Annotated in this window: 11 protein-coding genes; 8 read left to right on the forward strand and 3 right to left on the reverse strand. The window is 40.8% G+C overall.

The genetic code is table 11. The features are described 5' to 3' along the window. The first annotated feature begins 61 nt into the window (after positions 1–61). From LJ658_RS00875 to LJ658_RS00900, 6 genes are all read left to right on the forward strand, one after another. Positions 62–1,078, forward strand: coding sequence for a hypothetical protein (locus LJ658_RS00875; protein ID WP_230544560.1), 1,017 nt, complete (start codon positions 62–64; stop codon positions 1,076–1,078). A gap of 328 nt (positions 1,079–1,406) precedes the next feature. Beyond that, positions 1,407–2,432, forward strand: coding sequence for a LacI family DNA-binding transcriptional regulator (locus LJ658_RS00880; protein WP_230544561.1), 1,026 nt, complete (start codon positions 1,407–1,409; stop codon positions 2,430–2,432). Between the two features lie 673 nt (positions 2,433–3,105). Continuing rightward, a complete protein-coding gene (locus tag LJ658_RS00885; RefSeq protein WP_230544562.1) occupies positions 3,106–6,294 on the forward strand; it encodes a SusC/RagA family TonB-linked outer membrane protein in 3,189 nt (1,062 codons plus the stop codon). 32 nt (positions 6,295–6,326) lie between these two features. Further along, entirely contained in the window at positions 6,327–7,805 is a 1,479-nt protein-coding gene (locus LJ658_RS00890) for a RagB/SusD family nutrient uptake outer membrane protein (RefSeq protein ID WP_230544563.1), read from the forward strand. A gap of 19 nt (positions 7,806–7,824) precedes the next feature. Further along, complete coding sequence (locus tag LJ658_RS00895; RefSeq protein WP_230544564.1) at positions 7,825–8,514, forward strand: hypothetical protein; 690 nt, start codon at positions 7,825–7,827, stop codon at positions 8,512–8,514. 21 nt (positions 8,515–8,535) lie between these two features. Next, a complete protein-coding gene (locus LJ658_RS00900) occupies positions 8,536–9,507 on the forward strand; it encodes a DUF5007 domain-containing protein (RefSeq protein ID WP_230544565.1) in 972 nt (323 codons plus the stop codon). Between the two features lie 61 nt (positions 9,508–9,568). Here the strand turns inward: LJ658_RS00900 and LJ658_RS00905 are convergent, their stop codons facing one another. The 3 genes from LJ658_RS00905 to LJ658_RS00915 form a co-directional block, all read right to left on the reverse strand. Further along, positions 9,569–9,832, reverse strand: a complete 264-nt coding sequence (locus LJ658_RS00905; protein WP_230544566.1) for a hypothetical protein — start codon at positions 9,830–9,832, stop codon at positions 9,569–9,571. A 50-nt stretch (positions 9,833–9,882) separates the two neighbouring features. Further along, positions 9,883–10,800, reverse strand: a complete 918-nt coding sequence (locus LJ658_RS00910; protein ID WP_230544567.1) for an AraC family transcriptional regulator — start codon at positions 10,798–10,800, stop codon at positions 9,883–9,885. Positions 10,801–10,873: 73 nt separating this feature from the next. Next, the gene (locus LJ658_RS00915) at positions 10,874–11,716 is read right to left on the reverse strand and encodes an SDR family NAD(P)-dependent oxidoreductase (protein ID WP_230544568.1); all 843 of its coding nucleotides are present in this window, start codon (positions 11,714–11,716) and stop codon (positions 10,874–10,876) included. A gap of 281 nt (positions 11,717–11,997) precedes the next feature. Between LJ658_RS00915 and LJ658_RS00920 the strand changes: the two genes are divergently transcribed. Together LJ658_RS00920 and LJ658_RS00925 are read left to right on the forward strand one after the other, a co-directional pair. Continuing rightward, positions 11,998–12,327 (forward strand): hypothetical protein, encoded by a 330-nt coding sequence (locus LJ658_RS00920; protein ID WP_230544569.1) that lies wholly within the window; start codon positions 11,998–12,000, stop codon positions 12,325–12,327. Positions 12,328–12,329: 2 nt separating this feature from the next. Continuing rightward, the gene (locus tag LJ658_RS00925) at positions 12,330–13,337 is read left to right on the forward strand and encodes an ATP-binding protein (protein WP_230544570.1); all 1,008 of its coding nucleotides are present in this window, start codon (positions 12,330–12,332) and stop codon (positions 13,335–13,337) included. Positions 13,338–13,344 lie beyond the last annotated feature (7 nt).

Consider the following 13,344-nt stretch of genomic DNA (forward strand, 5'->3'; position numbering starts at 1 on the left):
AATACTTTTTTAAGTAAGGGTAAATGCCGGTTTCGTTGTAATAACTAAAACATTAAAACAAATGAACTTAAGACCTAAAAACAACATCATCCGGGTACTGGCTCTAAATGGAGCCGTACTTGCTTTAACTTTAATTGCCTGTACAAATGTTAAAGCACAAAATCAAACTGATCAGGTGCATATCGGGATAATTGATCCGATTAGCAATCATGGTAACCGTGCATCTTCAGATACCAACAACTTTTCCCTTAATCTTTTGACGGGGGTATCGGCAAAAGAAACAGGATTAACCATTGCCGGTATGGCTAACATTATCCGCAATGATGCAGAAGGTGTACAAATAGCCGGCGTATCTAATTGTATTGGTAAAAATGCGACAGGCGCAATGTTTGCCGGATTTATAAATACCTATGGAAATAGTAAAGGGTTAGCCTTTGCCGGGTTTACAAATATTGCCAAAGAAAGCGGCGGCGTCCAGTTTGCCGGCTTTCTGAATAAGTCAGATGATGTATCATCACAATTTGCCGGATTTATCAATATGGCAAAAAAAGTTAAAGGCGTGCAAATGGCCGGATTTATCAACATTGCCGATAGCTCCGATTATGCTATCGGCATTATTAATTTGATTAAAAACGGTGAAAAAGGAATTAGCGCCAGTATTGACGAAACCTTAACCCCTATCATATCTTTCAGATCGGGTGGAAAAAGGCTGTATGGGATAATAGGAGTTGGCTATAACTTGGATAATAAAAAGGTTAAATATGCCTTTGAGGGTGGCCTGGGTGCGCATTTAGTCAGATCTACGGTGTTCATTTTAAATGCGGAAGTTGCTACAACCAATTTGGAGAGCTTTAACCACGCAGAATACTTCAAATCCTCTTTAAGATTACTTCCTGCTTTAAAGATCACGCCTAAATTTGAAATATTCGGAGGCCCATCCTTTAACTACGTAAATACCAGTTCAAACGAAGGGCGCGAACTGACAGACAAATATAGCTCCATTTGGAAAAATGTATCAGGAAATAAAATTCAGGACATCCATATTGGCTATAATGCCGGCATCCAATTTCTTTTTTAATCAATGCTGTATGCAAGATAAAAGTTATGCGCTCGAATTCTAAAGCGAGCTTTGGCTTTTTAGCACATACCCCAATAAAAAGCTGCCGAAACCACAATTACAATACTTCATTTTAATTTATTTAAAAATATTGATATAAAATGTGGTAAAACGGTTAATCATTATTATATTAGCCTCAAGGACCAATTATAGGAAAGTTTAAAGGCTTTCTTTTTCAAAACCGCTATGTCATTGTAAATCTGTTAACGGGCATTGTTATGCTTTGCCGGTTGATGGATTTATACTGATATGTTTTGTCCGAACCTAATATACCTTGATTAAGTTTATCATGATTAAAAAAAGAATATCGATAAAAGATATAGCCAAGCTTACTAACACTTCTATAACAACCGTTTCTTTTGTTCTTAACGGCAAGGGGCGTATAAGTAAGGAAATTTCTGAAAAGATATTAGAGGTAGCCAACGCAAACGGATACGAACCAAACAGGATGGCTGTGGGTTTACGCACGGGCTCGTCAAAAGTTATAGGTTTTATTGTTGAAGCTATTGGTGGTCCGTTTTTTGGTGCCATGGCCAAAGTTATTGAAGAAGAGGCCGAAAAGGCTGGCTATGGCGTTATATACTGCAGCACAAATAATAATATCCAAAAAGGTAAAGATGCCATAAGAATGCTTTCGCGGCAGCAGGTTGACGGCTACATTATTACGCCCTTAAAAGGTTTGGAAAAAGAGGTGCAGGACCTGGTGGCCCGTGATAAACCGGTGGTGCTAATAGACGGCTATTTTCCGGACCTTGATATTCCGCATGTATTGGTTGATAATTACAATAGCTCTTATGAGGCTGTGGAGTTTCTTATTAAATCGGGCTATCGTAACATCGGTTTGGTGACAGCTGATGCCGAACTTATTCAATTACAGGACAGGACAAGGGGCTATAGCGACGCCCTGAAAGCAAATGGACTAAAGAATGAGGAAAAGGTGATATTGAAAATACCTTTTGATGCCGACCGCGACAAAGCTGTAAAAGCAACCAAAGCTTTTATTAAAAAGCAAAAACAAATAGACGCTTTGTTCTTTTCTACCAATTATTTAGGCATTATGGGCCTGCAAAGTATCACTGAGTTAAACTTAAATATCCCCGGCAACCTTGCCATGGTTAGTTTCGATGATAACGAAATATTTGATTTTTATCCGCCGGGCATCACAACGGTAAAACAACCTGCTTATGAAATAGCAAAATCGGCAATTGACATAGTACTTTCACAAATGGGCGATAAAAAACCAAACATTTCAAAAATTAAACTACTTATTCCGGCAGAAATTATAAAAAGAGGTTCAACAATTACCTTAAATTAACTTTAACAACCTTATTTTTCCATATTTAGGCAATAAATGCTTTGAAAAATTTACTTATTTTGACGTTTCTTTTGTTTTAATCAAAATTTTAGCCCTAATTCTATTAATTATTTTAATAAATTTTTTAAAATATCGTTATATAATTATAAATACATTAAAAATAATCTATTCTTAACAAAAAAGTAATTTTGTTTTTGATAAAACATTTTACTAATCTATATTTGGAACATGCCGTGCTTGGGGTAGAGAAGTGCGCTGCTATAGATAAAACGTTTTATCTGTTTTTTTGATCAACATGACATATTTGTGCTTACAGTATGCATTTTGAATAAAACAGATAACAAATTCACCATCTATTCTTAAAAACATCTACCATTTTGGTACCCCCTGCTTTAAACGCTTTTGATAGATTTTAATTTATTATGTCTTGTCTGTTGATTGAATTTTTGCCCTCTATTGATAAAACGTTTTATCATAATAAATAAATTTTTCACATAAACAATACTACATGGATAAAACAATAACGTAAACTCCCCCCAGCAATAGCGCTGAAACTTTACCGATAGCTAATATTAACAATCATTAACTGCTCATTTAAATTCTAATTATGATTAAATTCTTATACAAAAAGAAAATCTTTTATTATGCATGCGTAATTCCAATCTTAATTGCTTTGGAAACTTTTGCTGTAAAAGCTCAAAACGAACCTGCTGTTGGTCCTCGGGTTGTCGTTTCGGGTGTTGTAAAGGATGCATCCGAGACGCTACCGGGTGTATCTGTAGTAATAACGGGTACTTCAATAGGTGTCAATACCGACGTTACGGGCGCATTTTCATTGAAAGTACCTGTGGGAAAATCCATTACCGTAAGTATGCTTGGTTATATTGCCCAAACAATAAACATAACCGAAGCAAAATCAAACCTGATCGTAGTTTTAAAAACCGACCAGAAAAATTTAAAGGATGTTGTGATCATTGGTTACCAAACGGTATCGCGCAAAACGCTAAGTGCGGCGGTAACGTCTGTTGACCCTAAAACTATTGCTGATATGCCTGCTCCAACCTTTGATGCTTTACTTCAGGGTCGCGTTGCTGGCTTAAACGTCCAGAATTTTTCAGGCGAACCCGGTGCCAGAAGTAACGTAGTATTAAGGGGTAACACAGCGGTTAGCCGTAATATTGATAACAACACAAGCTCAGCATCAGGCAAGGCCAGTTTGGCCAGGGCAATTTCGGGCCCGCTATACGTTATTGACGGCGTACCTCAGAGCACAGAAGATATCGCTGCCATTAACTACGGTTCAGGTACAGGCACCGACCTTTTAGCAGGTATCCCAATTGGCGACATCGAAAGTATCGACATATTAAAAGATGCGTCTGCAGCGGCAGTTTACGGTTCAAGGGGTTCTAACGGTGTTATTATCATCACCACCAAAAAAGGTGTTGCCGGTAAAACCCGTATCAATTTTTCAACCTACCATGGTATTACAGGGAAGCCTAATTTAGATAAAGTACTTACCGGTGCAGAAGAGACCAGAGCAAAACTTGATCTGATCAATCACTATGGCAACTACAACAATTTGAATAATATTCCGCAGATTTTAACAGATACGTTGAACCCTGCATTTAATAATAACAATGATTACAGAAAAGAGTTATACCAAACCGGTATAGTTGATAACTATGAGTTATCGGTAACCGGCGGTAATGACCTTGTAACTTACCGTTATGGCTTAAACTACTATAATGAGTCTGGTATCATCAAAAAAACAGGCTTACAACGCTACTCAATTAACAGTACGGTTGGTATTAACATTTCAAAACGTTTAAAAGTTAGTACCCAAATACGCTTTTACCGTGTTGACAGGCCTACATCACTTAGTGACGTCAGCGGTAACATAAATCCGTTTACCGGCGGTTATTATCCTACCAATGCACTACCTCCTTCTAACTTGTACTTAACACAAGCTAATAAAGATTATATATACGGCAGTACGCTAAATAATACTGACAACAACACAAACAACAGTGTAACTATCAGTCCTACTATTGACTGGAAGATCTCTGATCACTTCGCATTTAACAGTGTGCTTTCTTATGAAAGTGCCGGCAGCCGTAAAGATACCTTTACACCGGGTGCTGTAAGACAAAGCGGTTACGGCTATGCGTCAAGTTTTGTTGATAACTCTGCAAACTATTTAGTGAGCAGTAACATTCAGTATAATACAACATTAGGCAAAGACCATCACTTAAACGTATTGGCAGGTCAAAATATGGAATACCATAACTACAGGGCAACCAGTGCTACTGCTGATGGTATCCCGAATGATCAGATCTCTGTTGTAAAAGTATTGGACAAAAACGGGTCAACCGCATTTTCTGATTTATTGGAAAGCGGTATATCAACCGAGTTTGTACGTGTTAACTACGATTATAAACAAAAGTATTTATTATCAGCTGTAATGAATGCTGACGCTTCATCAAAATTTGGTCCGGGTAACAGAGTGGGTTTCTTCCCATCAGTTTCTGCCGGCTGGGTTATCAGCGATGAAGACTTCATGAAACCGGCAAGCAGCTGGCTTACTATATTAAAACTGCGTGGCAGTTATGGTATTACCGGACGCCAGCCGGATAGTGGCGACAACTACCTGTCGTTTAACTCATACAACATTGGCGCTGGCGGTTTTGCTGGTAGCAACAGCCCGCAAACAGGTGCAAACTTGTCTACAACCTATAACGGTGTAGCCGCTATATCACCTAACTTTGCTGGTAGCTTAAGTAATGCTGATCTTACCTGGGAGCACTCTAAACAAGCTAACTTAGGTTTAGACGCTACATTTTTAGATGGCCGTTTTAACCTGGTTTTAGATGCTTATGTTAGAAACACAAGTAAAGGTATATTTACTTTAGACTTACCGGTAACAACTGGTTATCAAACTATCATAACCAACTCTATTGGTACACAAAATAAAGGTTTAGAGGCTTCCTTTATTGCACACTACTTTAACCCGCGCAATGCTTTCCAATGGGAAACTGATTTTAACATCGCTTACAATACTGGTGAGATCACCGCATTGCCAAACGGCGGACGTGATATTTATATCGATAAGTTTGTGTTAAGACAAGGCCAGCCCATGAATGAGTACAACGTGTTCCTGCAAACAGGTGTTTACAAAACAGATAAAGATGTACCAATTAACCCGGTAACCGGTGGCGTGCTTAACTTTTACGGCTATCCGTTTAAAGGTGGTGACCCGATCTGGAAAGACTCAAACGGTGATGGTACGCTTGACGCGTCAGATTATGTTCCTGCCGGTAATCCTGCTCCTAAATTTACAGGTGGTTTCAATAACGTTTTTGGGTATAAAAACTGGACATTTTCAGTATTCTGTACTTTCACTTTAGATCGTTCTATCTTTAATGAATACTTAGTAGGTAAACTATCACACTTAGTGCCTACTGATGACGGTGACCCTAACCCATACCATGATCTTGCTAATAACGCGTTCCCTGACCTTTCAGGCATAAACTATTGGAAAAACCCTGGTGACAACGCTACTTACCCATCTTTAAGCTCGGTAAGTGGTACACGTTACAAATATGCTCAAGTTCAATCAGCCTGGATTGAAAATGGTAATTATATGCGTATAAAAACCGTATCGTTAGGTTATACATTTAAACCAAGTGTTGTAAAAAGCCTGCACATAAGCCGTTTAAGAGTTTATGGTATGGTTGATAACTTACATATCTTCCAAAAATCAAACGTGCCTGATGCTGAAGAAGTTGACGCATACGGTATTTACAACGGTAATGGTTATCCAATTCCTAAAAAGTTTACGCTGGGTCTTGATTTAAGCCTTTAATAATTATTCAGGTGGATTTAAAAAAAATGGAAATGAAAATTAAAACTTTAAAATACACAGCCGGCTTATTATTAATAACCGGGTTGATAAGTGTGAACACGTCATGTAAAAAAATACTTGACCTTGAGCCGCACAACTCTACATTTACCAACGCCTATTTTTCAAATGGCAATGATGCTAACACCGCTATTGCCGGTGCTTACGCGCTCTTGCGTTCGGTGTTGCTTAGCAATTCATCGTTTCACGTATATGGTGATGCTACGGCAAATGAGTTTGCTATAACCGACGCTTTTTATTCCCCTATACCCAGCGGGCAATTTACCGGGCTAAACGTTAGCTCAGCATTTTGGAACTGGTCAAACTATTATCAGTTAATACAACAAATAAACCTGATCATTACAAAGGTTCCAAACATCCCTATCGGTAAATTTACTAACCAGGATGATAAACAAAAAATCATTGGCGAAGCTTATTTCCTAAGAGCTTTCACTTACTTCTACATGAGTAGAGTTTGGGGTGACGTTCCGTTGAAACTTACACCGGATTTGGACATAAGCCAGGCTGTAAACATACCCCGTACGCCTGCTGCTACTGTATTAAAACAGTGTTTGGCTGACGTGAAGGTTGCCGAAGGTGATTTAGTATATGGTTATACTGATGCTAACCAAACTGCTGTTAGAGCCAACAAAGGAAGCGCTTATGCTTTAGAAGCTCACATTCAAGCCTGGATGCATAATTATGCTGCCTGCGAAGTAGCCGCCAATCAGGTTATTACTAATGGTGGTTACCAATTGGTAACTGATACTTCACAATTTAGCAAAGTATTTATCGGAAAATCTGTTGAAGGCATTTTCGAGATCAATATCAGCTACGGGCAAAGTGAAGGTTTATCTTATCAAAGCGGTGCCTATTTACCAACTCTTAAGTATCCTTTTATCTACACTAAAACTAATTTAGAGTGGCCATTAAATAGAGATTATGTAAATAAATTGTATAAAGATACCTCAGACGTAAGGTATGCTAAATACTTTTTCCAGGCACAAAATTCAGGTAATGGTCAAACCATCAAGTATGATAACATTGTTTATGCAGATGGTTCAGCCAGAAATGACGCAAGATTATCCAATAACCTAATAATTTTCCGCCTGGCAGATATAATGCTGTTACGTGCTGAAGCGTTAAACCAATTAGGACGGGATGGCGAAGCGTTGCCATTGCTTAACCAGGTGAGAAGCAGAGCGCATATAGCTGCTTACGCCGGAACAGGTGATAATTTGACGCGGACAATTTTGGAAGAGCGTTTACGTGAACTGTTTTATGAAGGACAATCGTTTTATGACCTGGTACGTACCAAGCATATTGGCAGCTTAACCAGCAGCTTTATATCAGATTACGCGAGCATTAATGACATAAGAGTCAATGCAGGCGGTAATTATTGGCCGATTGACCCTACCATGTTCAAGGACGATTTTACATTAACGCAAACTCCTTACTGGCAAGGTAAATTATAACCCTTTAAAAGATCATAAGATGAAAAATATAAAAATATTTGCATTCATACTATTTGCAGCAGCCGGACTGGCGTCTTGCAAAAAAGATTATGTGATTGGTGGCAGTTTGTTTAACGCTAACGTTAACATGACGACCTATGACTATCTTAAAACAAACCACGCGTTTGATACGCTGGTAATTATGATAGACAAAATGGATTTAAAGAATGACGTGAACACCAGTGGAACCTTCTTTGCGATGACTAATTACTCTTTCCACAATTTTTTATTAGCCAAGCAAACGCAGTTACAGATTCAAAAAAATGATGAAAACTTTAAATTGAAGTTTAGCGATCTTGATTTTGCATCGCTTAAGGACTCGTTAAGAGCTTATATGTTTAAGGATAAATATACACGCAGTAATTTAACAACCGTTGGTGTTTATGCAACAGCGCTTGATGGTGAAAAGCGTTTAATAAACATGCGCCCTACCACAGAGTATACCAGTAGCATTTTCACTACTGATCCGCAGTATATTTATCTCACCAAGGTTAGACCATTAACGCCTGGCGGCCCGGTACCGGTTGATATTGCTGGTGTAAGCCAGGTAGCTCCGTCGCAGTTGCTTACCACACTTTGCCAAACTACCGGTATAATCACTACCACAGGTATTTTGCATGTGCTCAGTAATTACCACACGTTTACCTATTTTAATGATGAGAACAATTAATAAATTTTAGAAGCTAAGGAAATGAAGACAAATTATAAGATCTATATTGCTGCTGCTGTTGCTGTGGCAAGCGTTGCGGCCTGCGTTAAGGCACCCCATGGTTTTCTAAGTACCCAAATCCGTTACCGCGATAGCCCGATACAGGTTCAGCGTGGTAATGTGGTACAAACATCAGCTGTTGATAATGACGGATCAAGCGCACCGGTTACTTACAAGTTATTGGATATACGCGATGCGGTTACGCATAAACACGCCGACTCATTATATGCAAACCGTCCAAGGTACGTATACATCAAACAGTTTGATCCAAACGTTGATACCACGGTAGCCTTACTTAATAGCACGCGTAAAATAGTAAGTTCGCCTACGTTTGAGTTTAATGAACATACAGGTGGTTTTACGTTTTACGGTACCACAGCTAGTGCGCCTGCCGGTAAATATGAGTTTGATATAAGTGCGACAAATGAAAACGGCACCAAAACCTACAAGAACATTGCCAATTTCAACTTGTTTGACGGCGATGTAGCGGAAATTGATGCCGGAGGTGGCGCCTGGTTTTTAGATGGTACTACCACAAACGGCGACATTGGCGAACCAAAAGTTACGGTTCAAAAATTATCCGCAAAAGGCACCCTGGCTATTTTAAAAATAGTTGACGAAAATGGAGTTCCGTTTAACCCTAAAAATAACGAATACATCAAACGTGGCGACAGAAGTGACTTTACAACTTTTGCCAAGTTCCACCCGGTTATTGTTTCTGACACGTCGTTAACCTGTAATTTTGAAGTAATTCCTTTCCCGTTCCAGGGAGCCGCGCAAGGTTTTACCATTTATTACCGAATACCAAGTCAGTTTGTGAGGTTTGATCCGGGATGGACGCCTACTACCCAAAGAATATACAGTGCTAACCCAAGGTTTACAGTACGAATTTTCCAGGAAGGCACCTACCTGATCACTGTTAAATTGCAACACGTTATACGTGACCCTATATAAAGATCATCAACGTTACCCTTCTAAAAAAAAACCGGCGCATCGCAGATACGCCGGTTTTTTTTTAGAAGATGTGATTAAGTAAGCCCTCTATCTCAAATAGCATCCAGGCTACTTCACTTTCCGAAATCAGCCCGGCAATCTTCGCAACTGCCATTTTTGGGCCTGGTTGTATTATTATCAGCACCAGTGGCGCAGAACCGCTCAAGGCGGCATATTGTTTTTTTGTTAAGGTAGCTGCCTGTTTAGTGGTTGTTCCCGTACATGCAAAACAGGTTTCAGGGCCGGATAAATTGAAAATCCAGACGATTGTCAAAATCAGTATCATAAAGCAGAAAATAAAGATCCTGTACAGCAAGAAATCAGGAAAAAACGAAATCAATTAAAAGACCGCCTGAATTCCAGTGGTGATAACCTGGTTTTTGTTTTGAATAGCTTGCTGAAAGATTGCGGGTGCTCAAAGCCGAGTTTATAAGCCACTTCACTGACCGATAAACTGGTGGCTGAAAGTTTTTCTTTGGCTTTTTCGATGAGCTTATGGTGGATATGCTGTTGCGCATTTTGGCCGGTCAGGGAGCGCAGCATATCACTTAAATAGCTGGGCGACAGGTGCAGTTTTTCGGCAAGATAGCTGACGGTCGGGATGCCGTGGCTGGTGGATATTTCGTTAGTAAAATATTCGTCCAGTATTTCTTCCAGCTTTTGTAGCAGGTCGCTGCTGATGGCCTTTCGGGTAATAAACTGGCGCTTGTAGAAGCGGTTGGCATAGTTTAGCAACAGTTCAATCTGAGAGATGATAACCTCCTGGCTAAAATCATCGATCCGGCTGTTCAGCTCGGCCTCCATGAACTTAAAAATGGAGATGATGGTCTCCTTTTCGGGATCAGACAGGTGCAGGGCTTCATTGGCGGAATAAGCGAAAAAGCCATAGGTTTTGATCTTTTTGGCCAGGGGATGGTTCCACAAAAAGTCCGGGTGGATCAGCAGGGTATACTCAGAGCAATCTCCTGAATCGTCCGGGCTGCCTACCACCTGGTTTGGCGCAGCAAATAATAAGCCGCCTTCATCAAAATCATAATAATCCTGGCCGTATTTTAATTTCCCGCCGAGCCGGGGCTTATACGCTATTTTATAAAATTGGAGCACGTGGGCACCCGGCGGCCGGCTCACTTCAAGCCCGTCCCTGGCACCATTGATCAGGCTGATTAGCGGGTGCTGGGGCTGGGGTAAACCGAAGGCCCGGTGAGCCTCCGATAAAGACGCAAATTGACGCCGGGCGTTTTCTTCCTTTTTCATCTTGAAAGTATATTACAATAATAACCGATAATCATTACAATTACCGGTCATCATTAATTCTTTTACCCCCGGATTACTTTGATCCGCCCTGGGCGGCGTTGGATACCGGCTCCCAGGCTTCCCAGGTCGCCAGCCGTTCGGCATAAGCGGTACGTACCCAGGGCAAATTATGGCTGCCGAGAAAGAACCGCAGCGGCGGATTTTCCGTGTCGACGATCTGGAAGAGGGCCTCCGGTGTTGCATTGGGGTCTCCCCTTTCCAGGCTCCTCAGTCCGTCGAAAAATTCGGCTTTAAAATCGGCATAAATATCGAGGCCGGCTGCAAATTTCAACGATTCGGGACTCCCGAATTCGGTCGCGTAGGCGCCCGGTTCGATAATGGTCACCCTGATCCCGAAAGCTTTCACCTCTGCCGCCAGGCTTTCATGGATCGCCTCGAACGCCCATTTTGACGAGCAGTAGTAGCCGATTACCGGCAAGGTCACGTGGCCCAGGTTGCTGGATGTACCGAGGATATGGCCACCGCCCTGTGCACACAGTAAAGGCAGGGCCGCCTGGATCACAGCGAGCGCACCAAAAATATTGGTCTCATACATCGCCCGGACATCATCCGCACTTGCTTCCTCTATCGTACCGACCAGGGAATAACCCGCATTGTTGAGCACGATATCCAGCCTGCCAAAATGTTCATGAGCCTGCGTTACGGCAGTCTTTACCTGTTCCGGCCTGGTCACATCGAGTTCGAGCGTTAAAACATTATCGCCGTATTTTTCCTTCAGACCGGCGATACTTTCCAGCTTGCGGGCGGTAGCTGCCACTTTATCGCCACGCTTCAGGGCGGCATCGGCCCAAACCCGCCCGAAACCGCGGGAGGCCCCTGTAATGAACCATACTTTATGGTGCTTTTGATTTTCCATGTTTTATTTTTTAATAAATGATAAACAAAGATCAACAGCAATCCTTACCTGCCTGTAGCCTAACTGCGGTTTTTTGTAGCCAAATGGAGACCCATAACTATTAATTGTCGCTCCAAAGAGAAATAATTATATATAATTATTGAAAGCAGATCTGTCACCGTCTTAACCTAAGCAATTTTCATGAAGTTTTAATTGTATGGTAAATTGTATTAAATTAGCCCAACCATAATGGTACTTGCATAAAACCGGTATGGCTTATTTATCCTTAACCTGCACCTACTGTGAAGTATAGTATCAATCTCAATTTCGAACAGATCAAATTACCGCCATTTCAAGACATTTTAATACTGGCTAAAAACTCTCCCCAAGGCAAGATAGGACTCAGCAGATCATTTGAGTTGTTACTGCCAAATGGATTTGAGATGATAGAATTAGAAGATGAATTAATTGAGGCTGTTTTTGTTCAGCGAAATATATTACATAAAATTCCGGCCGACAAGGTAATGAAGCTTTTACGCGAGCATGTTTTTCCGACTGTATGTGAAGGAGAGATCATTAGGGTTGATTTTAAAATAAACATATCTGTTGATAACATAAAACTGGAGTACTAGTTATGCTGATCGGGCCGCTTATAAAAACTGAGTTTTCAACCGTTAACGCCTTGAGCGGCGCAAACCAGATTAAAAAATTAATTGAAACTACCGGCGATCTTGTTGTAGAGGAAAACATGAAGGTAATTGGGGTCATCAGCGCTTTCGACTTAGCTACCCGGAAGTATAATCTGGTAATTGACTGCATCAGCGATAAACCCGTTTTATCTAAAACACAGCTTATCCCGGAAGTATTAACCCTGATGAATAAAGTCCATTCGGATCTTTTGTTAGTTTATGAGGGACAGGAGATGATCGGGGTTGTTCACAGGCACGATATCATAGACTATCTCTGTCAATCGATGGAGCAGCATAAAAACCTGGTACAAGGCATTGCACATGATCTGAAGAACCCTTTAGCCAATGTTTTAAACATCACTTATTTATTGGGAAAAGAAAGTGATCCGGTCGAGAACAGGGAATTGATAGGTTACGCCCAGCACGCCTGTCAGTATGCCAATGACATCGTCGATGATTTACTGTTCAGCGAGGACCAGCGCGCAGAAACTTTAAAAAAGGAGGCACTTGACCTAAATGAAATTTTAAAGATGAGTGTAGACGCTTTCAAAATTTTGTCGCTGGAGAAACAGATTGAGCTTGAATTATTCTCTTATCCCGGCACTGCAGAAATCCACGCAGATGCGGTTAAGCTCAAGAGAGCAGTTTCAAACCTGGTTTCCAACGCTATTAAATTTACTGAACCGAATGGAAAAATCACTGTTCATCTGGAAAAAAGATCTTTCGATTTTCTCATAACGGTAAAAGATAGCGGCATTGGTATCCCGGTGGATTTGCAGCCTTACATCTTCACAAAATTCACCCATGCTAAACGGCAGGGCACAAATGGCGAGCGCTCCACCGGCCTGGGCATGTACATTACCCGGCAAATTATAGAATTACATGGAGGCACCATTTCGTTAGAAAGCACCCCCGGCCTGGGAACAACATTTTATATCAAACTGTATCACTAATAAGCTC

Source organism: Mucilaginibacter sp. UR6-11 (genome assembly GCF_020880695.1).
Lineage (GTDB): Bacteria > Bacteroidota > Bacteroidia > Sphingobacteriales > Sphingobacteriaceae > Mucilaginibacter.

What these genes read in the sequence shown, in the direction of transcription:
- LJ658_RS00890 (WP_230544563.1), top strand. Translation starts at nt 6,327, where the DNA reads ATGAAAATTAAAACTTTAAAATACACAGCCGGCTTATTATTAATAACC.
- LJ658_RS00925 (WP_230544570.1), top strand. Translation starts at nt 12,330, where the DNA reads ATGCTGATCGGGCCGCTTATAAAAACTGAGTTTTCAACCGTTAACGCC.
- LJ658_RS00905 (WP_230544566.1), bottom strand. Translation starts at nt 9,832, where the DNA reads ATGATACTGATTTTGACAATCGTCTGGATTTTCAATTTATCCGGCCCT.
- LJ658_RS00875 (WP_230544560.1), top strand. Translation starts at nt 62, where the DNA reads ATGAACTTAAGACCTAAAAACAACATCATCCGGGTACTGGCTCTAAAT.
- LJ658_RS00880 (WP_230544561.1), top strand. Translation starts at nt 1,407, where the DNA reads ATGATTAAAAAAAGAATATCGATAAAAGATATAGCCAAGCTTACTAAC.
- LJ658_RS00910 (WP_230544567.1), bottom strand. Translation starts at nt 10,800, where the DNA reads ATGAAAAAGGAAGAAAACGCCCGGCGTCAATTTGCGTCTTTATCGGAG.
- LJ658_RS00900 (WP_230544565.1), top strand. Translation starts at nt 8,536, where the DNA reads ATGAAGACAAATTATAAGATCTATATTGCTGCTGCTGTTGCTGTGGCA.
- LJ658_RS00895 (WP_230544564.1), top strand. Translation starts at nt 7,825, where the DNA reads ATGAAAAATATAAAAATATTTGCATTCATACTATTTGCAGCAGCCGGA.
- LJ658_RS00915 (WP_230544568.1), bottom strand. Translation starts at nt 11,716, where the DNA reads ATGGAAAATCAAAAGCACCATAAAGTATGGTTCATTACAGGGGCCTCC.